A 25,197-nucleotide genomic window follows, 5' to 3' on the forward strand; every position below is an offset into this window, starting at 1 on the left:
ATGCAACCGTGCCGCCGCGATCCGTGGATTGCGGTGGCAGAGATTTTGTCGGTGCACATCGTCCTGATAGGAATTGGTCAACCAATTGCACCGTTAACATGCGATCAACTTAAAATATTCACCGTCTGTTTCTGAGCTCGCCCTATCCTTGCAGTACTTAACGACAGGAAGCATGGCGACGTGAGACATTTATCAAAAGCTGAAACGCATGACCCGCACGCCTATTTGACCACGCGCCTGGCGCTTGCGCAGTCCCGTATCGAGCAGAGCTTTCTCGATGGCGGGTCTGTACTCGTTTCGGTGATGGATATCCTGACCGAGCTCATTGCGATCCTGGATCGCATGACAGGTTCGATGGATGGCGATACCGCCGACGTCGCAATGTCCAACATGCAGAAGACGATCGAGGATCTGCTTCGCCTGCCGGATACCGCGGCGGCGCGTCAGGCAGCATTTGTCGAGATGAGTGGCCTGTGCAAATCGGCCAACGTTCAGGTCAACGATATCCGCGAGACGATCCGCTATCTGAAAACCTTCGCCGTTACCGTGAAAATCACCGGAGCGGGTATCGCGGAGTTTTCCTCTTTCGCGGAAGAAATCCGCGAGCGTATTCACTTCGGTGGCGATGAAGTCGGCAAATTCGCGCAGTATCTCGATGTCATGGACAAGCAACTCGCCAAGGCGCGTGACGTTTCGTCAGCCATCGGTGTCGATTTCGATGCGACGATCCCGGAGATCGTCAATGGTTTGAGAACGAATTCGGGCCGTATCGGCGAGCAGCATCGCGACATGGCGGCGATGGCTTCGAAGGTGAAGTCTATTGCACGGGGCATTCAATCCAAGATCGCCTCGACGCTTTCCTCCCTCCAGATTGGTGACATCACCCGTCAGCGTATCGAGCATGTTCAGACGACACTGGCACTGCTTGAGGATTATCGGCAGTCCGAGGGGGCGACGGCTTTGACTGCTGGCGAGATGGACGCCCTCTATGATACGGTTTTTGAGCTGGTCAGCGCCCAGATCGACGAGATGGCGGCGACGTTCGGACAGGACTGCCGCAAGATTTTTACCGGAATCTCCAGTTTTGCCGACGATGCAGCCAACATTCTTTCTCTGCGTGACAGGCTGGTGGAAGATGCGGACACGGATGGCGGCAGCGCGCTGCAGCTTCTTGAGAAGGATATCACCAGAGCTTGCGATCTCGCGGGAAGGGTGCAGGAGAGCATGGCGGACGCCAACGCCGTCGTTTCGTCCGTCACCACTACGGCGCAGGATTTGTTGCAGGGAATTGAAGTCTTGCGCTCGATCAAGATGGAAATCCATTACATGGCTTTGAACTCGAACCTGCGATGCTCGAAGTTGGGCGACGAGGGGCGGTCGGTCAATGTCGTCAGCGGCGAACTGCGCGTTTTTGCCGACAAGCTCGAAGCGCCAGCCGACGCAATCGTCGCCGATCTTCATCGGATCGAGGGCGTGATTGGAAGCCTGATGACGAGCGAAAGCCAAAGCTCCGGCGATCTACGGGAGCCATTGAACGATGCGCTTCAGTCCGTAAGCCGAGCGAAAACGCAGATGGAAACCGGGCTTCATGATCTGGCGACGGAAGGGCAAGCGGTCTTCAGCCGTATCAGCGCCGCCGTCGTCAAGCTGGATTTCGAAAGTGAACTGGGCGACGTTCTGGAGGAGTGCCGTCAGGTGGCGTCGCAACTCACAACGGGCGGGTCGCGCGGCATTGCCTCGTTCGAAGAAAAGATCCTGCCGTTCTCATCGCGGCTCTACAAACTCTATACGATGGCGCAGGAACGAGAAATTCACACGCGCTATCTGCCTGTCGATCTCGCGCCGCAGCAGGTGGAACCAGCCGCTGCTGTAGTGGACGAAGACGACGATCTTTTCGCCGACGCGCTGTTCTGATGCCTGCCGAAATCAGGCAGCCTGCATCATCTTGCCTGCTGCCATTTTCTGCGAAGCTTCCAGCAGGCGGAGTACCTCGTCCGCAAACGCTTCCGCGTTCTGCATGGCTTTGTCGAGATTGCTGACTTGGCCTGACTTCATCATGTGCAGGCATCCCTGAAACTCGAACATGTCTCGGAACGCGGACCGCTCGAAGATCGGCGTGTCGAGAACGCGGACATTGCGTTGCGCCAGAAGTTCTCGCGCTGCCAGCAGCGCGCGTGTGGTGACGAGCGGATTGACGCGGGTCAGCACCACCGAGTGATCGATACGGATATTTGCCTTCTCATGGAGATAACGCAGCAATTCGAGGACCTGCGCGCCGCCCTGTGCATCCATGGTGCTGCCCTGCACGGGAATCAGCACATGGTTGGAAAGGCCGATTGCGGTCGCCAGCAGAGGCGACTGCGCGCCCGGAAGATCGATTATGACGTAATCGAACGCCCTGCGGCTGTCGATGACATGCTGTTGGAGCGTGTTTGCCGTTACATAGGTTATGACGGAGAAGTCCACCCGCATGTCGGCCTTTTCCCGCCAACGTGAAATCCAGCGCTGTGGATCTGTATCGATAACGCAGACCCGTGCTCCACGTCTTGCGAGTTCGGACGCCAGCAGAAGAACCGCAGTGGTTTTTCCTGCGCCGCCCTTGGTGTTAGCAAACGTGATGACTGGCATGGCATGATCCGGAAATCTGGATGGAGACAGTCATGCCTCGCGGAGCACACCTGTTGCATGGTGTTATCCCATCATTGGCGAGTTTGGTTAATGCCGGGTAAAAGGGCCAGGCAATCAGCGCCGGCGATCTTCGGCCAGAATTTCGAGGGCGATCTTGTCGAGCGGCACGATCTTGTCGACGCCGCCGTGGGCGATCGCTTCTTTTGGCATGCCGAAGACAACGGACGATGCCTCGTCCTGCGCAACGGTAAATGCGCCCGCCTGATGCATTTCCAGCATGCCCCGCGCGCCGTCATCACCCATGCCCGTCATGATGATGCCCATGGCGTTGCCGCCTGCGGCACGGGCTGCCGAGCGAAACAGCACATCGACGGACGGTCGGTGCCGCGACACCAGAGGGCCGGTGCGGACGGAAACGTGATAACGAGCGCCCTGCCGCTCCAGAAGCATATGCCTGTCGCCGGGCGCTATCAGCACGTGGCCACGCAACACTGGATCGCCGTCTTCCGCTTCCTTGACTTCGACATCACAGAGGCTGTTAAGGCGTTTTGCGAAAGCAGCGGTAAATCGTTCCGGCATGTGCTGGACGATGACGATACCGGGGGAGTTTGCCGGTAGTCTCACCAGCATTTCGCGCAGTGCTTCAGTGCCTCCGGTTGAGGCGCCTACACAGATCACCATTTCGGTGGTGCGCGCCATGGCCTTGCCGGAGGGGGGCGGCAATACCGCATCGGCAGTCAGTTTCGCCTGCGGACCGCTTGCGGCAGCCGAACGAATTATCGGCCGGGCATTGCCGACGCGGGCATGGGCAGCACTTTTGACAACTTCGCAGATACGCGCCGCCTGCTCCGCCAAATGATCGGCAGCCGCAATCTTTGGTTTCAGGATGATGTCGACGGCTCCCGCCTCCAGTGCCTGAAGCAATGTTTCCGATCCGGCTTCCGTGAGTGAAGAGCACATGACCACGGGGATCGGTTTTTGCGACATGATCTTGCGCAGGAAGGTAATGCCGTCCATGCGTGGCATCTCCACGTCAAGTGTAATGACGTCAGGGATTTCTTCCTGAATGCGTTTGGCGGCGACAAAGGGATCGGATGCGGCTCCGATCACTTCAATCCTCGGGTCACTCTCCAGAACCTGCGTCAAGGTCTGCCGGACGCTGGCGGAATCGTCGACAATGAGAACGCGGATCTTTTTCGACATGGCTCCTGCCGTCATTGCTTTTTGAAGACGGTATTGGCGACCTGATGTAACGGGAGGTCGATACCGGTTATTGTTTCGGAATGGCCGATGAAGAGGTAGCCGCCCGGCGCCAGACGCTTGCACAGTTCGGTCAGAACGTGCGTCTGTGTCTTTTTGTCGAAATAGATCAGGACGTTACGGCAGAACAGAAGATGCACGGCGTCGCCAATCTGGTACGTCTTGTCCATCAGGTTCATGCGCGCAAAACCGACTTTCGAACGCAGGCTCGGTACGATGCGCACGTCCCGGCGTTTGCGTTCAACCGGCTGCATGACATATTTCCGCATCATCTCGGCCGGAACCGGATCGAGAAGTTCACGCGGATAAATTCCGCTGTGGGCCTTCCTGAGCACGTCCGTCGATAGATCTGTAGCGAGAATGCTGAAATTGTTGATGACCTGTTTTTCCACAGCCTCGGCCAAGACCATCGCCATGGTATAGGGTTCCGCACCGGTCGAGCAGGCGGAACTCCAGGCCCGGATGCGTGTGTGGCCTTCAGCGGCGAGCGTGGGAAGCGCGAACTTCTCCATGTAGTCGAAATGGTTCGGCTCGCGGAAGAAATCCGTTTTGTTGGTCGTCACCACGTCGATCAGGTAGATCGCCTCTTCTTCCAGACCATCTTCCCGAAACAGGAAGTTGCAATATTGCCCAAAGGTGGCGTGACCGGTGGCGCGCAGCCGTTTGCGCAGTCGCCCTTCCAGCATGGTACGCTTCGTGTCCGGCATCTTGATGCCGCTGTAATTGTAGATGTATTCCGAGAGCAGCCGGAAATCCCGCTGGCTCAGGCCGTCGTGAGACGAGGCAGAGGCGATGGAGGCGTTCACGGCAGCGGCACCCCTCATGCCGCCTGAACCGGCTTGCCACCCTGCCGGGCGAGAGCGTTTTCTTCATTCGAAAACAGCTTGGCGAGGTCGATGATGACGACAAAATCACCCTCGCGGCGAACGACGCCCGCGATGTAGTCGGAATTCCAGTGGACGCCGATATCAGGAGCCGTTTCCATCTGATCCTGACGGAACGGCGTCACCTCGAAAACCTTGTCGGCAACCAAGCCGACAGCAAGTGTGCGAGACGGGAAGGGAATGTCCAGCACCAGCACGCGGGTGTGCGGTGTCCGCACGCCGCGGCTCATGCCGAGCCGCAGCCGCAGGTCGATGATGGGCACGCCCTGCCCACGCACGTCCCTCAGGCCCAGCAGATATTCAGGGCTATGGGGAATTTTGAAGGTGTCCTCATAGTCGAGGATTTCGCGCACGACTGTAACGGGAACCGCGAAAACCTCCTCACCGAGGCTGAATGTTACGAACTGGCCTTCTGGAGACGTGCTGGCCATGGTCAAGCGCTCTCGCGGAAATCCGCATCGTCAGCGTCGGGGCCACCCATGGACATGTCCAGTGCGAAGCCCTTGGCGCGCGCCTGCTGGCCCGAGATCGAATTGTCCGTATACGCGTGGCGAGCAGGTTGAGCTTTTGCCGCCGCGCGCACCGGCGCCGCAGGTTTTGCAACAGGGCGACGGACAGCCTGAGCCGGGCGGGCAGAGGAACCTGCGCTGTCGACCTTGAAGAAGGCGATGCTGCTCTGCAACTCTTCGGCCTGCGCTGCCAGTTCTTCCGACGTCGCCGACATTTCTTCCGACGCGCCGGAGTTCTGCTGTGTCACCTTGTCGAGCTGCTGGATCGCCTCGTTGATCTGTGCGGCACCGATATCCTGCTCGCGGCATGCGGCGGAGATCTCAGCGACCAGTTCGGCAGTCTTGCGGATATCCGGAACCAGACGGTTCAGCATATCTCCCGCATCTGTCGCGACCTTGACCGTCTCGCCGGAAAGCGAGCTGATCTCGGCTGCTGCGGCCTGGCTGCGCTCTGCGAGCTTGCGCACTTCCGACGCAACGACGGCGAAGCCCTTGCCGTGTTCACCTGCACGGGCTGCCTCGACAGCGGCGTTCAGAGCCAGAAGGTCGGTCTGACGGGCAATTTCCTGCACGATCGAAATCTTCTCTGCGATGGTACGCATCGCGACCACGGCGCGGTTGACGGCTTCGCCGCTGGCTTCGGCGTCCTTCGACGACTGGCGAGCGATTTTTTCCGTCTGTGCGGCGTTATCGGCGTTCTGTTTGATGTTGGCAGCCATCTCTTCCATCGAGGCCGAGGCTTCTTCGGCAGACGATGCCTGTTCGGTCGCGCCTTGGCTCAGCTGTTCGGAGCTGGCCGACAGTTCCTGGCTACCGGAGGAAACGTTGTCAGAGGCGGAAAGGGCATCGGCAACGATACCACGCAGACGTTCCACCATCCGCTCGAGAGCGAGGCCCAGCGTATCCCGTTCGGAAAGCGGCTTTGGCATGACCGTCAGGTCACCATCGGCGATGCGGTCAGCGATGCTTGCCGTATCACGGAGGTTGCCGGTCATGGCGTTGATACGGTTCACGAGATCCTTGATCTCGTCGTTCGTCTTGATCTCGACGTTCTGGTTCAGGTCGCCGACAGAGACGGCTTCAGCAACCGTCATGATCTTGCGCAGGCCGCTGCTTATACCGAGGGCGATCCACAGTGCTGTTGCCGCCGCAATGAGTACTGCAAGCGCCGATGCACCGATAAGAAGGGTCCGGGTCTGCTCGTAGTCATCGTTTGCTGCCTGCTTCGCCAATTCGAGACGATCGCGGTTCATCTTTACGCCTTCATCCAGTTTCTGGGTCATGGCGTTCGCTGCTACGCGGCCATCGCCCGACGAGAACGATGCTGCAAGCGACGCGTTGCCCTGCGCGACCAGTTCACGAACGTGATCGTCGCTGGCTTCGAAAGCCTTGGTGATTGTCTGAAGGTCTGTCCAGTAAGCGCGTGTTTCTGCGCTGGCGCTTGCCGCCATATCGGCGAGCATCGCGTTGATCTGATTGCGGCTCTCGTCTCCGGCTACCTTGTGGCGCTGGGTTTCTTCGGTGGACGTGGAAAGAATGACGTTCTTCTGCGAGCGGACCGTTGCCAGTGCCAGCGCATTCATCTGATGCACCTTGTCGAGACGGACGACCGTTCCTTCGACAACCTCGTCCATTGCATTCTTGGCAATGCCGAGACTGTAGATGCCATAGCCGGCCGTTCCGGCGAGCATCAATATCAGGAAGCCAAAGGCAGCTGCCAGCTTCATCTTGATCGTAAATCGCATATCAATGCTCCTTGGAAAGTTCGATGACGTTGCCGCGTACGCTGCTCGCGCCCGGTCCCGCGTCGCGGTGTGTTTTGAAAATTGCCGTCAGATTGGGAAGAATGACGAATTCACTGCCGCGCTTGATGAGGCAGTGGATGTAATCCGCGCGCCATCGCATCCCCACGCTGGGTGGCGGTTCGCTCGCGGCCCTGTTGAATGTGGTGACTTCGTTCACCTTGTCTGTTCGGATGCCGACAAGTGTCGTTTCGTCATCAAGCAGCAATTCCACAACGACGATACGGCTGTCGATGGTGCGTTCCGTGGCTTCCATACCAAACGCGAGACGGATATCCGCAAGCGGGATTACCTTGCCGCGAAAGTTGATGACGCTCGCCACGAAGGGCTTTGCTCCAGGAACTGCTGTTTCCGGCAGAAGGTCCAGGATTTCCTGCACTTTCACGGCTTCGATTGCGAAGGTTTCGCCGGCGATATTGAAGGTCAGAACCTCGACCTCGCTGAAATCGCCCCAGAATTCATCGGTTGTTCTCAAAAGAGGCTGGTTCATCCCGCCGCCCGCAATTGCGCCTCCTGGTGCTGCCCCGCTGCCACGAGGTGGGCGACATCGAGGATAAGTGCGACATTGCCATCACCGAGGATGGTTGCACCCGAGAAGGTCGCGACGTCATGGTGCAGTTTGGACATGGCCTTGATGACCGTCTGGTGATCGCCGATGATCTGGTCTACGACGAGCCCGACACGTTCGGAGCCCGTGGAAACCACCACGACTTTCTGGAATTCTCCCGGCGCCGTTCCAGTATTGAACAGTTCGCGCAGGCGAATGAACGGAACGAGACTTTCGCGCAGCGAAATGAAGGAGCGACCGCGTGAACGGATATCGTCGTCTGGCGAGAGTTCCAGGCATTCTTCCACCGCTGGCAGCGGAATGACGTAGCAACCGTTGCCCACACGCACCAGCAGGCCGTCGATGATCGCGAGCGTCAACGGGATCGACAGCGAAATTTCCGAGCCGGCGCCCGGCGTGCTGACGATGTTGATCGAACCGCGCAGCGCTTCGACGCTTTTTTTCACAACGTCCATGCCGACACCGCGGCCGGAGAGATTTGTGACCTCGGCAGCCGTTGAGAATCCGGGCTGGAAGATCATCTGTAGGAGTTCCTGATCGGTGACCTGCGCATTGGCGGCCAGAAGGCCGGAAGCCTCCGCCTTGGCCCGCACGCGTTGCCGGTCGATGCCCCTGCCATCGTCCCGGATCGTGATGGTAACGTCGCCGCCGGACTGGCGGGCAACAAGGGTAATGCGACCCGTGGCCGATTTGCCTGCAGCGATGCGCTCATCGCTTTTCTCCAGCCCGTGGTCGCAGGAGTTGCGGACGAGGTGCACGAGGGGATCGGCGAGGCGTTCGATGACGGCCTTGTCGACCTCGGTGCTTTCGCCTTCCGTCTCAAGCTCGATCAGCTTGCCCGTCTCCCGCGCCAGATCGTGAATCAGTCGGCGGAAGCGACCGAAAAGCTGGGATATGGGCACCATGCGAAGCACCATCATGGTGTCACGCAATTCGCCTGAGAGCCGTTCGACATCCTCGGAAACAGAGCGCAACAGGATATCGGCGCTGCCGCCGGCCAGCTGTGAGAGCCGCGACTGGGCGATGACGAGTTCGCCAACCCGGTCCATCAACTCATCCAGACGCTCTGCCGGCACACGAACGTTTTCAGCCGTCTTGCCGTTTTTGGGATCAGCCGTTGCCTTCTTGATTTCCGGTAGGACCTCCGCAACGACTGGAGCTTCTTCAACCTGCGCCGTGATCTCACGGATATCGATCTCCATATCGTCCATGACGAATATGAACACGTCATCGATTGCCGACTGAGGCTGTCCGGTCGTCAAACGGACCGTCCAGCCAAGATGTAGATCACTTGGGTTGAGGGTATCGAGCGCCGGTACTGTCGAGGTATCTGCGACGATCTCGCAGTCGCCGAGTTCCTCCAGCTCATCCAGGAGACCGAGCGGGTTTGTTCCGTTCGCCATCGCGTTGGCAGGCAAGCGGAACCGGATTTCCCACGTGGTGGTTTTCGGCTTTGCCGTTTCCGGTGTCGCGGTCTGGACGGGAACATGTGTGATGACGCCGCTTCTGTTGCCGTTGCCGACGGCGGCATGCAGCCTCGCAAGCAGCCGCTCACCGCCGTCACCCGGAACACCGTGCGGGTTCTCAACCAGCGCCTGCATGTGATCCTGCGCTTCAAGCACTGCCGCTACGAGTTCGCTGGTGGCGGGGACTTCGCCCTTGCGCACCCGGTCGAAGGCGGTTTCGCAATGATGGGTGAAGGCGGCAAGAGCCTCGAACCCGAACATCGCTCCGGACCCCTTCAGAGTGTGCAGTCCGCGAAAAACAGCATCGATCTGATCCTGATCGGTCAAATCATGCAAGAGGTCGAGCAGTCCACCCTCGATCTGCTCGAAGAGCTCCGCCGCTTCCGTCCTGAAAACCTGAATAGGGTCCAGCGTGGTCATTTTCCGAGAACCTTTTTCACGATCTTGACCAGATGTTCGGCGTCGAATGGTTTGGTGAGCCAGCCTGTCGCACCTGCCGCCTTGGCGCGGGCCTTCATGTCGGCGTCGGATTCGGTGGTGAGAAAGATGATCGGGATACCCGTATGGGCAGGCGACTGCCGAAGCGCCTCGATCATTTCCAGACCGTTCATGTTGGGCATGTTGAGGTCTGTAATGATCAGGTCGAAATTCGCCGACTTCGCTTTGCCCAGACCATCCTGGCCGTCCACCGCCTCGGTGATCTGATAGCCCGCGCCTGTGAGGGCGATCTTGGTCGTCATACGGATGCTGGCTGAATCGTCGACAGTGAGAATATGTGCGCTCATGATATTACGTGTCCTTTCCATGCAGCCAGAACTGGCGGGAGGCGTCATCCATCCGCGACAGGAAACCGCCCCGTCGCAATGTCTGCAGAACCTGGCCGTCTGCTGGGTCTTTCAATGTGATTGTCTTACGGTTTTGCGCCGCGAACTTGCGGGAGGCTTCCATCAGTTGCACGAAGCTCAGGTCCGCGTCGGCATCCGCCGGTATCTCGACCACCAGCGTATCGGTCTTGCCGAAGGCTTCCAGAAGCAGGCCATGTGCCGACGCAATCGAGCGGATGGAAAGCGACTGAGGCATCGTCAGCGTATTGTTCGCGATGCTAAAGGACATTGGGGAACTCCCGAGAGGTTTGGATCGTCAGGCTGTCGTCGTCGTCCGGCGTCTCGATGCCTGGAACATCGATACCCACGAGTTCCTGCCCTCTCATCAGCTTCTCGATGACTGGCCATTGCCGTTGGAATGCCGCCACACAGGCGGGATCGAAATGGCTGCCGCTCTGCGCGATGATGTGCGCATGTGCCTCTTCGTGCGACCATGCCTTCTTGTAGGGGCGCTCGGAGCACAAGGCCTCGAAAACATCCGCAATCGCAACGATGCGGGCTTCCAGGGGGATGAGCTCTCCGGCAACGCCTTCGGGATATCCGGTGCCGTCCCATTTCTCGTGGTGTCCGCTGGCAATCGCTTCCGCGATGCGCAGAAGATCGGAGGACCCGTTCTCGAGGATTTGTACGCCAATGCCGACATGTTTCCGCATTTCGGCGATCTCGTCCGGGGTCAGACGACCGGGCTTCAGCAAAACACTGTCGGAAATTCCGATCTTGCCGACGTCGTGCAATGGGGCCGCAAGATAGATCATGCGGCAATGCTCGTCATCGAGGCCCAGGTCCTTGGCCATCAGCATGCTGATGTGTGCCACGCGGGAAATGTGCTCACCGGTGTGGCCGTCGCGGAACTCGATCGCGCGCGCAAGACGCCATATGATTTCTTCTTCGCGGGCGGCGAGTTCACGGGTGGCTTTGCGTACCTCACCGACAAGCCTGATTGCCTGCCCGGCGAGATCACGCTGTGCACGTCGCAGATCCAGCAAATTGCGCACCCGCGCCTTCAGTTCTACGGGATCGAAAGGCTTGTTGATGAATTCCGTGATACCGGCTTCTATCGCCTCGATGAGGACCGGTCGGCCGGTTTGGGACGTTATCATGATAACCGGCACGTGCATGAAGTGTTCGTGCGCCTTGAGTGCCCTGACGAGCTCGATCCCATTATATTTGGGCATCGTGTAATCTGCCAGAAGCAGATCGACGGCGTTGTAGCTGCAATATTCCAGCGCCTCCGCAGGGTCGGTAAACGCTACGATTTTCCTCACGCCGGGAAGGCCCCGGATTGCGGCATCCAAGGCAACGACAATTGATTTGCTGTCATCGACCAATACGATTTGCACATGTCCTCGCTATCGCTGGATTGCGGACAGATTTGCGTGCGAAATCCTCCGCAGGCGCGGAAGAAATTCGACGGATTGATAAACATTCTTTGGAGAAGTGCTGATCGCTTCATGTGATCAGAAAAATGAAGCTGCTGCACGAAAGCAGTTAATTCGCGCAACCAATTGTTATGGATAAATTGACCATATGTTGATTAACAGTGAATTAAGTTCACGTCATAAACGTCGCCTGATGCGTGTAAAATTTGTATTGGACGCATCGGCCTTGGTCGAATGAAGGCATTTTTGTGGCGATTTGAAACGGCGAGACGACAGCCGGATGTTCGGCCTTGCGCGAGAAAAAGGCATCCCGCTACAGGTCCATTGAGGCATCCCTTGCATGTTATTTACGATGAAAATTTTGACGTTAAAAAGACTGAATATGATATAAAAATGCAGAAAATCAGGGCTTTATTCGATCATCGAGTGCTCTTGCGGTCTTGCCCATGGTTGTTGCCCGTTGCTGCGGGCTTTGATGATGAATACCAGTCTCGTCGATCTCCCGCACGCGGTCATGATACTATTTCAAAGATGCCGGTTCGCTGCGCATTGGAGGGATTTCGCCAATGTTGACATTTTTGTGATTGCACGCTTCGGGTGTTATTTTCCGGTGAGCGTATCGTTCAAAAATGCCGATTGACCTTGGTGATCATAGCAGTGAGTTTTTATCCGCGATTAAGGCAATAAAGCTTCAAACCGCATTGGCTGTCGCGCTGAACGGACGAGAATGGCCATCAAGGGTGTCGCGATGGAGAATGACGGACCACGACGACGGTTTTGCCGTCTTAGCTGCGCTTTGCTTGAACGAAACGAACATCAGACGGGCAATCGTGCATCGCCACAGACAGGCTCGGATCGTGCATCCTTCGAACAGTTGATGAAAGACCATCTGGACTCCGAAGGCGATAGCCGTGGTGTGGGCGCGGACGCATCCCTCGGTTACTTTGGCGCTCCGGTCGATACGGCGTCTCTCGTTCCAAACGGCGATGCCTTGAAGGGAGACGTCACACTTGCGGGCTGGCTCAGTCGCTTGCGTTTGTTATGTGGAGCAAGGGCTAGTCCAGCATCACCATGTGTGGCGGCAGTTGGTCTTCGAAAAACTTCGAGAACGTCGCGATACGAGGCGGTAGTGCCTGATAGGGCGGATAATAAAGGGTCAGCCAGAGTTCGGGTGGTGCCCAGCCGGGCAGAACATGCACCAGCCTTCCACTGCGGATATGTTCCGCGATGTTAAAGCCCGGGAGCATCGCCACGCCCATGCCATTGGCGGCCATATCGGCAAGAACCTCGCCACTATTGGCGCTGAACGAGCGACCGGCTGAAATGGTAAGGCTCGATCCACCGTCTGACAAAACCCAGTTTTCCCGCCTGCTTTCGCCACTATAGGCCAGGCAGTCGTCCGGCGTTAGCTCGCTTGGGTGCTGCATGTCCGCGAAGCGGCTACCCGGTGCCGCCACCAGGATTCTCGGCACGGCCCTGATCTTGCGCCAGATCGTGAACTTGTCCGAAGGTGCCGAAGAAATGCGGATCGCCAGATCGTAGTCGTCATCGACAATGTTCACCAGACCATCCGAGAGGGAAATCTCGAAAGCCATCTTGGGGTACAGGTCTTTGAAGCCAGACAGGATCGGCGGCAGCACCGTCTTGCCGAGCCACGTCGGTGCACTGATCCTCAGGCGGCCCTGATCTGCCTTGTGCGCATTCTTGACATCCCGTCGGGCATTTTCGAGTGCCTCGACGGCAGGCTGGATCTGCGCGGCAAAAACCGCGCCATCGGTTGTCAGGGAAACCTGCCGGGTGGTGCGGACGAACAGCTGTACGCCGAGATCGTCTTCCAGTGCGGCAATGGCGCGGGTGACGGCAGCGGCCGTCATGCCCAGTTCGCGGGCCACCTGCGCGAAATTGCGCTTTTCGGCGGCCATGAGAAATATCTTGAGAGCTTTCTGGTCGTTCATGACTATTGTTTCAAAAATAGCAATTCATTCGGGAATAATATTGCAATTCTCGAAATTAATCAAGTGGTCTAAATCATGTCCATCGAAACGGATATACGGACAAGGACCGCATCGGCCATGATCAAAGACATCAAGGGATTGCACCACGTCACCTCCATGGCGTCGGATGCCCAGCAGAACAACCGGTTTTTCACCGAAACGCTCGGCCTGCGCCGGGTAAAGAAGACAGTCAACTTTGACGAGCCAAGCGTCTATCACCTCTACTACGGTGATGAAAAGGGTACGCCCGGCACCGTAATGACCTATTTCCCCTTCGCCAATATGATGGGCGGTCGCCCGGGCGTCGGCGAAGTCGGGGAAACACAGTTTTCCATTCCCAAGGGGGCTGTCGGCTTCTGGAAGGACCGTCTCGTTGCCAGCGGAGCAGGCGGCATTCAGGCCGATACGGTCTTCGGGGCCAATCGCCTCCGCTTTACAGGTCCCGATGGCGATGGTCTTGCGCTGATCGAAACGGGTGACGACGCCCGCACGCCATGGGTTTCCGATGGCATTTCCGAGGATAACGCCATCCGCGGTTTCACCGGCGCGCGTTTCAATCTACACGACACGGCGGCGACTGCGGAGCTTCTCCGTTTCATGGGGTATGAAAAGGCGGAGGCTGAGGGCGATGTCACGCGGTTCATCATTCCGGGTGGTAATGGCGCGGATACGATCGACCTCGCAGCGCTTCCGAAAACGCCGTTCGCCCGACCGGGCGCAGGCTCGGTTCACCACATCGCTTTCGCGGTCGAAAACCGCGAGAAGCAGCTGGAAGTGCGCAAGGCTTTGATGGATACCGGCTATCAGGTAACGCCTGTCATCGACCGCGATTACTTCTGGGCGATCTATTTCCGGACGCCGGGTGGGGTCCTGTTCGAAATCGCCACCAACGAACCCGGGTTCGACCGTGATGAAGATACGGCGCATCTCGGCGAGGCTCTCAAGCTGCCGAGCCGGTATGAGCCGTTCCGCAATCAGATCGAAGCGGGGCTGGCTCCACTCGCCGCATAAGGCGTGTACCTGCTCTGCGTCGGCAGTCACTATCGCGAAAGTTCTCCCGCGATATGGCTTCCGGCGTCGAGCAGTTTTACATCGGTGACAGCGGGCGTCTTTCATGACGCCCGCCTTGTCATGTGATTGTCGCATGAGCGTGTTTGATGACAGGGTTCCAACCACACACGTGACGGAAGAACCATGATCGAAATCTCTCAGTTGAACCGCATCAAGGCAGAGATCGCCGACAGCTTTGACGAAGAGCTGGAAATGCAGATGGAAGAGGAAGAGCTTGATCGGCTGGTCGTCGAAGGACTGTCCGAACCGGCTGCGCAGACATTGGAGCGCAAGGTTTACTTCCGCGAACTTTTCCGCCTCCAGCATGAACTGGTGCGGTTGCAGGGCTGGGTGCAGCACAAGAAGCTCAAGGTGGTCGTGCTGTTCGAAGGACGCGATTCAGCAGGCAAGGGCGGCGCAATCAAGCGCGTGACCCAGCGTCTCAACCCGCGTGTCTGCCGCGTCGTGGCGCTTCCCGCACCGACCGAGCGCGAGCGCAATCAGTGGTACTTCCAGCGTTACGTCCCGCATCTGCCGAGCGCCGGCGAAATGGTGCTCTTTGACCGCTCATGGTACAACCGTGCCGGTGTCGAGCGCGTCATGGGATTCTGCACGCCCGACGAACTCGAAGAGTTCTTCCGCTCCGTTCCCGAATTCGAGCGCATGCTGGTGCGTTCCGGAATCGTGCTCGTCAAATACTGGTTCTCGATCACCGACGAGGAGCAGGAATTCCGTTTCCGCATGCGCATCCATGATCCGCTGAAGCAGTGGAAACTATCGCCCATGGATCTTGAGAGCCGCATTCATTGGGAAGAGTACACCAAGGCCAAGGAAGAAATGCTGGAGAGAACGCATATCGAGGAAGCTCCGTGGTGGGTGGTCCAGGCCGTCGACAAGAAGAAGGCACGCCTGAACTGCATTGCGCATCTTCTCAGCCAGATCCCATATGAGGACGTACCGAAACAGTCTATCGAGCTGCCGGACCGCGTTCGCAACGACGATTACATCCGCCATCAGGTTCCGGCAGACATGTACGTTCCTGAGGTCTACTGACCGCGGGCCGACCGAGGGATTGCCGGATAGAGCCGACCGCTGTCGCCCTATCTTCAGCAGGGCGCCAGCATCATACGGTGAAGCGTCGGTCGGTCAGAGCCGACCGTAGCGTTCCAGGATCGAGCGGATCCGATTGTCCTGTTCGTCATTCGGGAGCAGGGCAGGCTGGCGGCTGGCGCCGACGGAGCTATCCTGGAGGTAGAGCGCGCGTTTGACCATTGCCGGTGCAAAACCGAGCGCATACAGATCGGTACGAAATGCCGTATAGATCGCCTGCTGACGCTCGGCTTCAGCAATATCACCCCGATTGAAGGCGTTCAGGATATTGGCCAGAACGTCCGGCATGGCGTTGCCGAGGCCGGAAATGCAGCCAGCGGCACCATTCTGCAGCGACCAGAGGACGAGGTGGTCCGGCCCGGAATAGACTTCGAATCCTTGGACCTCCTTGGACACTTGCAGATAGGCTTCAAGCGTCTGCTGAGCGCCACCGGAGTCCTTGATGCCCGCAATGTTGCCATGGTCAGCAAGCTTGCGCGCCGTTTCAGGTTCGATGTGGTTCTGTGTGCGGGCGGGGATATCGTAGAGATAGACCGGCGTTTTTACCGCATCGGCCACCGTCGAGAAATGGCGGATCAGGCCATCCTGTGTGCAGGCGATGAAGAAGGGCGTGATGACGGCTATTCCGTCGACGCCGATGCGGTCGAACTCGCGGGCAAGTTTGATCGTCTCGAATGTCGCGGGCATTCCCGCGTTGACGATGACCTTGACGCGACCGCCCACCTCATCGACGACCTCTTCGGTCAGCCTTACCTTTTCCTCGAAGGTCAACGCTGTGAAATCGCCATTTGTACCGGCGCACATGATGTTGTTTCCGGCGGCCACCTGGCGGCTGACCTGCGCGCGCGTTGCCTCGTAGTTGATCGTTTCGTCCTCGTTGAAGCAGGTCACGAGGGCAACGAAAGCTTGCTTGGTCATGGATAGGCTCCGGAAATCTGTCAGTTGATGCTGGCAAGCCGCTCAGGGCGACCATTCGAATGGGTGTCTGGGTCTGGATCGAGGCTCGCAGCCAGAAGTGCACGGGTATATTCCTCGCGGGGGGCCTCGAAGACCTGCCTGACCGTACCGATCTCGACTGCCTGCCCCTTGCGCATGACCATCACATGGTCCGCGAAGTCGCGCACCACAGGCAGGTCGTGGGCGATGAAAATGAAGGAAATACCCATCTCCCGGCGGAGCTTGTCGAGAAGCGCTATCACCTGTGCCTGCACGGAAACATCGAGGGCGGAAACGGCCTCATCGCAGACGATAAGTTTCGGCTCCAGCGCAAGCGCGCGTGCGATGGCAATGCGCTGGCGTTGGCCGCCGGAGAACTGATGTGGATAACGGCCCATATGCTCAGGCAGAAGGTCCACCTGACGCAAGAGTTCACCAACACGCTCGCGCCATTTCGCTTTCGGCAGGATTTCCGGGTGGATCACCCAGGCCTCGGAAATGAGCTGGAAGACGGTCATACGCGGATTGAGGGATTGCGTGGGATCCTGAAACACCATCTGCAGATCGCGACGTAGCGCATAGAGGTCGGCGGGCGACAGCTGGAACAGGTCGCGGCCGTTCCACAGGGCGCTTCCCGAATCCGGTTCATCCAGCCGCAGGAGAATGCGCGCAAGTGTCGATTTTCCCGAGCCGCTCTCGCCGACGATCGCCAGCGTTTCACCTGGCATAAGGTCGAAAGAAACGCCTTTCAGCGCATCGAATGCGCCGTATCGCTTACGCACGTCACGCACGCGGAGAAGGGCCTCGCCGGTCGCCTGCGGCTCATGCATCTCGCCCTTGCCGGGCGCGGCGTTGATGAGTTTTTTCGTATAGGGGTGCTGCGGGTTCTTGTAGACATCTCGCACTGTTCCTGTTTCGACCAGTTGACCCTTTTCCATGACGACGACGCGATCCGCAATCTCGGCGACGACGCCGAGGTCATGGGTAATGATCATCACGGCCATGCCGGTTTCCTGCTGCAATTCCTTCAGTAGCGAAAGGACTTCGGCCTGAACCGTCACGTCGAGGGCGGTCGTCGGTTCGTCGGCGATCAGGAGGTCAGGCTTCAGCGCCAGCGCCATGGCGATCATCACACGCTGGCGCTGCCCGCCGGAAAACTCGTGCGGATACTTCTTCATCGCCACATCCGGTTCGGGAATGCCGACGCGTCCAAGCAATCGCAGGGCTTCGGCATCAGCCTTCGTGCGCGAAAGGCCGTGGGTCGTCATGGCCTCGGCTATTTGCCAGCCGACTGTATAGACAGGGTTGAGATGGCTGAGCGGATCCTGAAAGATCATAGCGATTCGCTTACCGTTGATCTCGCGGCGCGCGTGTTGGGAGATCGACAACAAGTCCTTGCCGTCGAGCAGGATTTCCCCGGAGGTTATCTTGCCGGGTGGCATGTCGATGAGGTTCATGATCGCCGATGACGATACCGATTTCCCCGAGCCGCTTTCGCCCAGAATGGCGAGGGTTTCCCCGCGGTCGACGTAATAGGAAATGTTCTTTACCGCATGAACGACGCCGGTGGCGGTATGGAAATCCACCGAGAGGTTGCGGACTTCGAGCAGATGGTCAGCCATCCTTGTGACCTTTCATTTCCAGGCGCCAGCGCTGAACCGGATCAAGTGCGATACGCAGCCAGTTCGAAAGCAGGTTGAGCGACATTGTGGTGAGAATAATCGCAAGGCCTGGCCAGAACGACAGCCACCATGCATTGGTCAGATACTGTCGACCTTGCGAAATCATCAGGCCCCAGGTGATATCCGGCGGCTGGATGCCGATGCCGAGGAAGGAAAGCGCGCTTTCGGCCAGCATGACATAGGCGAAATCCAGCGTGGCGAGCGTTGTCAGCGTCGGCAGAACCACCGGCAGGATATGGCGGAAGAGAATGCGCTTGTTCGATGCGCCCATGACGCGGGCGGCCTGCACGAACATGCGTTCGCGGACTTCCAGCACTTCTGCGCGTGTCGTGCGGATGTAAACGGGAATACGGGTGATCGCGAGCACCAGCATCAGGTTCAGGATCGAGGAGCCGAGCAGGTAGAGCACGATGACGGCAATCAGCAGCGACGGGAAGGACATGATGACGTCCGCCAGCCGCATGATGATCTGGCCGACGCGTGGCGAAGAAAAGCCGGCGACCAGGCCAAGCACCGTACCAGCGACCGACGACAGCAGAACGGCTCCGGCGGCTACCATCAGGGTGTTCTGTGCCGCCACGATGATGCGCGCCAGCAGAGGCCGGCCAAGGGCGTCGGCACCCATCCAGAAATACCATTCCCGCGCCCATTCAAAGGGCGGAAGGTTTCGGCCGCGCAGGTTCTGTTTTGTCGCCAGTTCTCCCAGCCACGAAGGACCGATGATGGCGAAGACAAGCAGGATCAGCAGGAAAATGACGGCACATAGGGCGAATTTGTCTGCCAGAAGCATGCGCCACATGCGGATCAGGAAAGACGGTTCGGCGGTGACCGGCGTTTCAGCGGTGGAAAGGCTCATACCGGTTCCTCCTCAGTGGCGAATTCGGGGATCGAGCAGGGCGTAGGCAAGGTCGATCAAGAAGTTCATGATGAAGATCGCAAGGGCCGTCACGAGAATAGCCGCGAGCACGACGTTGAAATCACGCTGGAGGATGGAATCGATCATCAGCTTTCCGACGCCGGGAAAGCCGAAAATCGTTTCCACGATGACAGCGCCGTTCAGCAGGCTTGCGGCTTGATCGCCGATGACGGTGATGACCGGCAGCATGGCGTTGCGCAGGGCGTGCACGAAGATGATCGGCCGCGACTTCACACCCTTTGCCCTGGCAGTTTTGACATAGGCAGAGGACAGCGCCGTAATCATCGAGCCGCGCACCACCTGAACGATGATGCCGAAGGGGCGGACGAACAGCACGGCAATCGGCAATATCCAGTGCAGCACGGAGCCGGTGCCTGAGGTGGGCAGCCAGGCAAGGTTGACCGAGAAAACAACGATTGCGACGATGGCAAGCCAGAAATCCGGGACGGAAGCGCCGACAAGTGAAATCATCGAGGCTATGCGGTCGAAAAAACCGCCGGAGCGGAACGCGGCGAGCGATCCGACGACGATTGCGGCACCCGTGACAAGCGACATTGTGATCGCTGCAAGCCACAGGGTCCAGACGAATGCTTCGAGAACGACATCGAGTGCGGGACGCGCCTTGCGCAGGGATTCACCGAGATCGCCGGTCACGACGCTGCCGACATAGCGCATGAATTGCACCATTAGCGGATCGTTCAGGCCGTGCAGTTCACGAAACTGCCGTTTCATCTCTTCGGATGCCTCGACGGGCAGGAACAGCGACGCTGGATCGCCGGTTAGCCGGGACAGGAAAAAAACGATCACCATGAGGCCAACCAGCGAGATCAGGCTCGCTATCGAGCGTTTCCGGATGAAGCTGAACATGTGCGCCCTCTTTCTGCTAAGACGGCGGGCAGTAGCCCGCCGTCATTTCTGTCTTGAGCGAATTGGTTACTTGATGCCGATTTCAGACAGTTGCAGCATCGAGTTCGTTGCGATGGTCGGTTTGAAATCCAGCCGTTCGGAAACTCGCGAGAAACCGACCATATGGAAGAGATCGACGTCTGCAACAACATCATCGTGCAAATAGGCAAACAGCTCGGACCAGAGTTTGGCGCGCTCGTCGCCGACGGCCGCTGACGCACGCTTGATAAGGTCATCCACCTTCGGATCGGAGAAGCCCGACTGAGTGCCGTCTGATGCATATTTGAAGAACATCGTGAACGACGGGTCGCCCTTGGAGTTGTCGTGCATTGCAGCGACGATGATCGGTCCGCGGCCTTCCTTGAAAGGCTTGGAATAATAGCTTTCGTGTTCAGCGACTTCAACGAACTTGAGATCGGTCTTGAAGCCGACTTCTTGAAGCTGGGATTGGATCGCTTCCATGATCTCGGTCACGTTCGGGAAGTTGGCCGTGCGGGCGATGATGGTGATCGGGGTGTCCACCTTTACTCCATCGGCCTTTGCCTCATCGAGAAGCTTCTTAGCGCCATCGGGGTCGTACGGGAAGACCTTGACGTCCGGGTTCCAGCCGAGTGTCGTTGGCGGCACAAGTGCGGTCGCCAGAACCGCGCCTTCGGGAACCAGCGTGCCGATGAATGCCTGACGGTCGATTGCAAGGTTCAGGGCGCGACGGACGCGAACATCGTTCAGCGGTGCGATATTGTGGTCGAGGCGAAGATAGACCGTTTCACTGTCGAGGTAGGAAAAATCGGTTTTCTTGTTTGTCGCGTCGAGCTGCGAGATGGACGGTGAAAGATCCGCCTCGCCCGCCTGCACCATCGCCGCACGAACCGAGGGATCGGCGCGGAACAGATAGGTGGCTTCTGTCACCGCCGGTTTGCTACCCCAGTAATCGTCGCGGGATGTCAGAACGATCTGTTGACCCGGCGTCCAGTTGCTCAGCTTGTAGGGACCGGTACCGACCGGCTCGCGGATGAATTCCAGAGGCGTTTCTTCCGGAACGATCGTGACCAGCGACATCAGCAGAGGCAGGATCGGTTGGGCCGGATCCGCCTTGAAATCGATGGTGTAGTCGTCGACGATCGTGGGCGTGATCGTCATGCCGCCGAAATAGCGGCGGGATTCGCAGGCGTTCTTGTCGCTCATGATGCGATCGAAGCTGTGCTTTACATCCTTGGCGTCGAAGCCGGTGCCGTCGGAGAACTTTACGCCCTGACGCAGATGGAAGCGCCAGCTGCCATCGGCATTCTGTTCCCATTTTTCGGCAAGGCGCGGCATGACGCCCTTGTTGTTGCGAACATCAAGCTCCGTGAGGGTTTCGCTCACATTCTGCATGATGATGCGACCGATATTGGAGCGCGTTGCCATGCACGGCTCAAGAAGGTCCGCTTCTTCGGCAAGCACGATCTTGATCGGCCCGGAGGCAGCATGCGCAGGTGTTATCGCAGATAGCGCGCTACCCATCAGAAGCGTCGCAAGCATGAGGGTTCGTTTCATTTCATTCTCCTCCCAGATCAGAAACTCGACTGCCGGTTTCGGTTGCTCCGCTAAGGTGACGACTGAATGTCAGCGCCCGCAGGCGTCACTTCAGGTCGCTAACAGCGGTGTTGCCTCCTCCCAGGCAGATATCCATCGGCTCTCGCCTTTAGCCCATCATGGTGTGGGCCGGCTTCGGGCCTTCGATGGCAAGCATTCACCGGAACGCAAAGTTTGTCAAATTAATTTCTTTATGGATTTAAAATCAAAAAGCTAAAAGAAATTTTTATTATTGAAAAACATATAGTTATGTGTAATTTCTTTGGTTTAATTGTTTGGTTTTCTATTTTATGAAACTTGACAACTTTTGCGTTCTGACGTTTCTGTCATGGCAGGAGGAGGCTAAAATGACCCCTGAAGACATCGCTAATGCCATGAATGGAGACGTTCGCCGGGTTTCGGATACCCGGCATGAGGCGTTTCTGAACTCCCCCATGATCCAGAATCATGCCAGTTTCCTGCATCTCCTCGAAGACGGTTCGCTGATCTGCGCCTGGTTTGGCGGTACGCTGGAAGGGAAATCCGACATTTCCATATTCGCATCCGTGCTGACGGCTGGATCGGAACATTGGGGGGAGCCGCAACGGCTGAGCTTCGATTCCGAGCATTCCGAGCAGAACCCGGTGTTTTTCACGGCCCCAGATGGCACCTTGTGGCTGTTCCACACGTCCCAGCCGTCCGGCAATCAGGATGAATGCCGAATTCGCATGGCGCGTGTTAGCAGAGACGTTTCGGCTCCCGCGGTACTGAAGGCGGAGGCGGGGCGTTTTCTGGATCTGCCACGCGGCAGCTTTGTCCGTGCACCGTTGAGAATTCGCGATGACGGCGCGTGGTTACTGCCGATTTTTCGCTGTATTCCGCGGCCGGGCCAGAAGTGGAACGGCAGTCATGACAATGCGGCCATCGGCATATCCACGGATGGAGGCCAGAGCTGGCACCTCGAGGATCTGCCGGAATCGACCGGATGCGTTCACATGAGTCCCGTCAAAACCGGTGACGAGAGCCTGGCTGCGTTCTTTCGCCGGCGTCAGGCGGATTTCGTCTATCGTACGGAGAGCGTGGACGGTGGACGTACATGGTCTGTCCCGCACGCGACCGACGTGCCGAACAACAATTCCTCCATTGCTGTCATTGGCCTGGCGGACGGGCGCCTCGCGATGATCTGCAATCCGACGAACGCGGAACAATCCAGCCAGCGGCGCGCCTCACTTTACGACGAACTCGGAGAGGATGATGACCGTCCGGATGCCGATCCGACGGGCGGATGCGTTCCGATCTGGGGCGTGCCACGTTCACCGGTCAGTGTCTGCCTGTCTGACGATGGCGGCCGGACGTTCGGGAAACGTATCGTCATCGAAGACGGCCCGGGCACCTGCCTTTCGAACGATTCAACGGACGGACGCAACAGGGAAATGTCCTATCCCTGGCTGCTCGAAGGCCGGGACGGCAGCCTTCACATCGCTTACACCTATTATCGACGCGCAATCAAATATGTTCGTCTGGCGCCCGGCTGGGCTGGAGCTTGAAGCAGGAGAGTTTGATGACCAACATCATCGGTATCACAATGGGCGATCCTTGCGGCGTCGGTCCCGAGATCATTGTCAGGGCGCTTGCCGAAATGTCTGCGGACGATCGTGCGGCAACACGGGTCTACGGCAATCTCGCCACGCTCGAAGCGGCGCGGCAGGCGCTCGGAGCTTCAATCGATCTGGCGCCTTTCGTCGTCGATCTGCCGATTGCGGGTGCTCCATTGCCGTGGGGCAAGCTGCTTCCCGAAGCCGGTGATGCGGCTTTCAGGTTCATCGAGCGCGCGGTTCGCGATGCCGAGGCCGGTAAGATCGGATGCATCGTGACGGCCCCGATCAACAAGGAAGCCCTGAACCTCGCAGGCCATCATTACGACGGCCACACCGGCATGTTGCGCAGTCTGACCGGCTCGTCGGCAGCCTACATGCTTCTGGCATCCGATCGCCTCAAGGTCATTCATGTGTCCACACATGTCTCGCTACAGGAAGCAATCCGTCGTGCGACCACCGAGAGGGTTCTGAAGACCATACGGGCCGGAAATGACCACCTCAAGCGCATCGGCTACGAGCGTCCGCGGATTGCCGTGGCTGGTATCAATCCGCATTGCGGTGAAAACGGGCTGTTCGGCACCGAGGATGACGACCAGATCGCTCCGGCAGTGGCTGCCGCACGGGCGGAAGGCATAGAGGTCAGTGGGCCGATCTCCGCCGATACGGTTTTCCACCGGGCCTATTCCGGGGCTTTCGATCTGGTGGTGGCGCAATACCACGATCAGGGTCACATTCCGATCAAGCTGGTAGCCTTCGATACGGCTGTGAATGTTTCGGTGGACCTGCCCATCGACCGCACGTCCGTGGATCATGGCACCGCCTTCGATATTGCCGGCAAGGGCATCGCCAATCACGGCAACATGAACTCGGCCATCGCCTACGCCCGCAAGCTCGTGGATGGCCCCAACAAGCAAGGATGAGTCCCATGACAATTGCTCCAATCGTCATTCATCAGCCCAGGCGGCTTGTTGTCGGGGCTGGCACCATCTCGAAGGTAGGGCCGTGGGCGGAGAACGTCGCCAGCACTCTGGTCATTGCAACCGGCATCACCTCTACCTTTGTCGAGCGGCTGGGTCTGTCTGGAAAGGTCGATGTCTTCGATGCCATTCCGGGCGAACCGGATATTGCAACTCTGGACGCTGCGCTGGAAAAGGCGCGCGACTGCAAGCCCGACCTGATCGTCGGGCTGGGTGGTGGCTCCGTCATGGATGTTGCCAAGCTCGTTGCCGTTCTCTGGGATAGCGACCAGACCCTTGCGGAGGTTGCTGGACCGGACAGGGTTGCCGGTCGCAATACAAGGCTGGTCCAGATCGCCACGACGGCCGGAACGGGGTCGGAAGCGGGTATCCGCTCACTGATCACCGATCCGGTGAAGGGCAGCAAGATCGCGGTCGAAAGCCCGTTCATGATTGCCGATTTGGCGGTTCTCGATCCCGAGCTGACCTATTCGGTTCCGCCCGCGGTCACTGCCGCGACGGGTATCGACGCCATGGCGCATTGCGTCGAAGCCTTCACCAACCGCAAGGCACATCCGATGATCGACGGCTTTGCGCGCATGGGGTTCGAACTCGTCGGCAAATATCTAGCGCGTGCCGTCCGGAATGGCGAGGATACCGAGGCGCGTGAGGGGCTGATGCTGGCGTCTTATTACGGCGGCATTTGCCTCGGCCCGGTCAATACGGCCGCAGGTCATGCCATCGCTTATCCGCTCGGAACCTTGCTGCATCTGCCGCACGGTCTGGCCAACGCGATCATCTTCCCGCATGTGCTGTCCTTCAATCAGCCCGTTGTGGCTGCCAAGACTGCGGAAGTGGCGCAAGCGCTCGGGCTGGGCGAAGGTCTGGATCAGATCAGCCTTCGGCAGTCGGCTGTTGCCTTCTGTGCCGATCTGGGTGTCGAAATGTCCCTGAAGGCGCACGGGGCAACGGAGGACGATTTATCGCGCTACGCCAAGGATGCGCATGCGATCCGCCGGCTGATGGATAACAATCCGGTCGACATGAGCGTTGAGGACGTTCACGCGATATACAGGCAGGCATTTTAACGCCTGATGCCGTATTGACCCGGTAGC

The 25,197-nt window shown here is 58.4% G+C and carries 22 protein-coding genes; 6 read left to right on the top strand and 16 right to left on the bottom strand.

Annotated features, from left to right (window positions below; all coding sequences use genetic code 11):
• Positions 1 to 180 precede the first annotated feature (180 nt).
• On the top strand, positions 181 to 1,914 hold the full coding sequence (locus tag N7578_RS03040; protein WP_311108829.1) for a chemotaxis protein: 1,734 nt from the start codon (positions 181 to 183) through the stop codon (positions 1,912 to 1,914).
• Between the two features lie 12 nt (positions 1,915 to 1,926).
• On the opposite strand, the gene N7578_RS03045 is transcribed toward N7578_RS03040, so the two are convergent.
• From N7578_RS03045 to N7578_RS03095, 11 genes are all read right to left on the bottom strand, one after another.
• Positions 1,927 to 2,628, bottom strand: coding sequence for a ParA family protein (locus N7578_RS03045; RefSeq protein WP_311108830.1), 702 nt, complete (start codon positions 2,626 to 2,628; stop codon positions 1,927 to 1,929).
• Between the two features lie 114 nt (positions 2,629 to 2,742).
• Positions 2,743 to 3,831 (bottom strand): chemotaxis response regulator protein-glutamate methylesterase, encoded by a 1,089-nt coding sequence (locus N7578_RS03050; RefSeq protein ID WP_311108831.1) that lies wholly within the window; start codon positions 3,829 to 3,831, stop codon positions 2,743 to 2,745.
• 11 nt (positions 3,832 to 3,842) lie between these two features.
• On the bottom strand, positions 3,843 to 4,712 hold the full coding sequence (locus N7578_RS03055; protein ID WP_311108832.1) for a CheR family methyltransferase: 870 nt from the start codon (positions 4,710 to 4,712) through the stop codon (positions 3,843 to 3,845).
• Positions 4,709 to 5,203, bottom strand: a complete 495-nt coding sequence (locus tag N7578_RS03060) for a chemotaxis protein CheW (protein ID WP_311108833.1) — start codon at positions 5,201 to 5,203, stop codon at positions 4,709 to 4,711. The genes N7578_RS03055 and N7578_RS03060 overlap by 4 nt, the downstream gene beginning before the upstream one ends.
• A gap of 2 nt (positions 5,204 to 5,205) precedes the next feature.
• Positions 5,206 to 7,026: a methyl-accepting chemotaxis protein gene (locus N7578_RS03065; RefSeq protein WP_311108834.1), complete on the bottom strand. Its 1,821-nt coding sequence runs from the start codon at positions 7,024 to 7,026 to the stop codon at positions 5,206 to 5,208.
• A gap of 1 nt (position 7,027) precedes the next feature.
• Positions 7,028 to 7,573 carry a chemotaxis protein CheW gene (locus tag N7578_RS03070; RefSeq protein ID WP_311108835.1) on the bottom strand — a complete coding sequence of 182 codons (546 nt, stop codon included), beginning with the start codon at positions 7,571 to 7,573 and terminating at the stop codon, positions 7,028 to 7,030.
• Positions 7,570 to 9,537: a chemotaxis protein CheA gene (locus N7578_RS03075; RefSeq protein ID WP_311108836.1), complete on the bottom strand. Its 1,968-nt coding sequence runs from the start codon at positions 9,535 to 9,537 to the stop codon at positions 7,570 to 7,572. The genes N7578_RS03070 and N7578_RS03075 overlap by 4 nt, the downstream gene beginning before the upstream one ends.
• A complete protein-coding gene (locus N7578_RS03080; protein ID WP_311108837.1) occupies positions 9,534 to 9,902 on the bottom strand; it encodes a response regulator in 369 nt (122 codons plus the stop codon). The genes N7578_RS03075 and N7578_RS03080 overlap by 4 nt, the downstream gene beginning before the upstream one ends.
• Positions 9,903 to 9,906: 4 nt before the next feature.
• Entirely contained in the window at positions 9,907 to 10,230 is a 324-nt protein-coding gene (locus N7578_RS03085; RefSeq protein ID WP_311108838.1) for a hypothetical protein, read from the bottom strand.
• On the bottom strand, positions 10,220 to 11,341 hold the full coding sequence (locus N7578_RS03090) for an HD domain-containing phosphohydrolase (RefSeq protein WP_311108839.1): 1,122 nt from the start codon (positions 11,339 to 11,341) through the stop codon (positions 10,220 to 10,222). Before N7578_RS03090 ends, N7578_RS03085 begins: the two co-directional genes overlap by 11 nt.
• Positions 11,342 to 12,435: 1,094 nt before the next feature.
• Complete coding sequence (locus N7578_RS03095) at positions 12,436 to 13,335, bottom strand: LysR substrate-binding domain-containing protein (RefSeq protein ID WP_311108840.1); 900 nt, start codon at positions 13,333 to 13,335, stop codon at positions 12,436 to 12,438.
• A gap of 117 nt (positions 13,336 to 13,452) precedes the next feature.
• Here N7578_RS03095 and N7578_RS03100 point away from each other — a divergent pair, with 117 nt between their 5' ends.
• Together N7578_RS03100 and ppk2 are read left to right on the top strand one after the other, a co-directional pair.
• Entirely contained in the window at positions 13,453 to 14,385 is a 933-nt protein-coding gene (locus N7578_RS03100) for a ring-cleaving dioxygenase (RefSeq protein WP_311108841.1), read from the top strand.
• 183 nt (positions 14,386 to 14,568) lie between these two features.
• Positions 14,569 to 15,477: a polyphosphate kinase 2 gene (gene ppk2 / locus N7578_RS03105; RefSeq protein WP_311108842.1), complete on the top strand. Its 909-nt coding sequence runs from the start codon at positions 14,569 to 14,571 to the stop codon at positions 15,475 to 15,477.
• Positions 15,478 to 15,570: 93 nt separating this feature from the next.
• On the opposite strand, the gene N7578_RS03110 is transcribed toward ppk2, so the two are convergent.
• The 5 genes from N7578_RS03110 to N7578_RS03130 form a co-directional block, all read right to left on the bottom strand.
• Entirely contained in the window at positions 15,571 to 16,452 is an 882-nt protein-coding gene (locus tag N7578_RS03110) for a dihydrodipicolinate synthase family protein (RefSeq protein WP_311108843.1), read from the bottom strand.
• Positions 16,453 to 16,472: 20 nt separating this feature from the next.
• Positions 16,473 to 18,092: an ABC transporter ATP-binding protein gene (locus N7578_RS03115; RefSeq protein WP_311108844.1), complete on the bottom strand. Its 1,620-nt coding sequence runs from the start codon at positions 18,090 to 18,092 to the stop codon at positions 16,473 to 16,475.
• A complete protein-coding gene (locus N7578_RS03120; protein WP_311108845.1) occupies positions 18,085 to 19,008 on the bottom strand; it encodes an ABC transporter permease in 924 nt (307 codons plus the stop codon). Before N7578_RS03120 ends, N7578_RS03115 begins: the two co-directional genes overlap by 8 nt.
• Positions 19,009 to 19,020: 12 nt before the next feature.
• Positions 19,021 to 19,935 carry an ABC transporter permease gene (locus tag N7578_RS03125; RefSeq protein WP_311108846.1) on the bottom strand — a complete coding sequence of 305 codons (915 nt, stop codon included), beginning with the start codon at positions 19,933 to 19,935 and terminating at the stop codon, positions 19,021 to 19,023.
• 66 nt (positions 19,936 to 20,001) lie between these two features.
• The gene (locus N7578_RS03130) at positions 20,002 to 21,510 is read right to left on the bottom strand and encodes an ABC transporter substrate-binding protein (RefSeq protein WP_311108847.1); all 1,509 of its coding nucleotides are present in this window, start codon (positions 21,508 to 21,510) and stop codon (positions 20,002 to 20,004) included.
• A gap of 386 nt (positions 21,511 to 21,896) precedes the next feature.
• On the opposite strand from N7578_RS03130, the gene N7578_RS03135 reads away from it, so the two are divergent.
• Genes N7578_RS03135 through N7578_RS03145 form a run of 3 tightly spaced genes read left to right on the top strand, consistent with a single transcriptional unit; the run spans position 21,897 to position 25,170 of the window.
• On the top strand, positions 21,897 to 23,075 hold the full coding sequence (locus tag N7578_RS03135) for an exo-alpha-sialidase (RefSeq protein WP_311108848.1): 1,179 nt from the start codon (positions 21,897 to 21,899) through the stop codon (positions 23,073 to 23,075).
• A 14-nt stretch (positions 23,076 to 23,089) separates the two neighbouring features.
• Complete coding sequence (pdxA, locus tag N7578_RS03140; protein WP_311108849.1) at positions 23,090 to 24,046, top strand: 4-hydroxythreonine-4-phosphate dehydrogenase PdxA; 957 nt, start codon at positions 23,090 to 23,092, stop codon at positions 24,044 to 24,046.
• Positions 24,043 to 25,170, top strand: coding sequence for an iron-containing alcohol dehydrogenase (locus N7578_RS03145; RefSeq protein WP_311108850.1), 1,128 nt, complete (start codon positions 24,043 to 24,045; stop codon positions 25,168 to 25,170). The genes pdxA and N7578_RS03145 overlap by 4 nt, the downstream gene beginning before the upstream one ends.
• Positions 25,171 to 25,197 lie beyond the last annotated feature (27 nt).

This window comes from Agrobacterium tumefaciens, from assembly GCF_031801495.1.
Classification (GTDB): domain Bacteria; phylum Pseudomonadota; class Alphaproteobacteria; order Rhizobiales; family Rhizobiaceae; genus Agrobacterium; species Agrobacterium tumefaciens_K.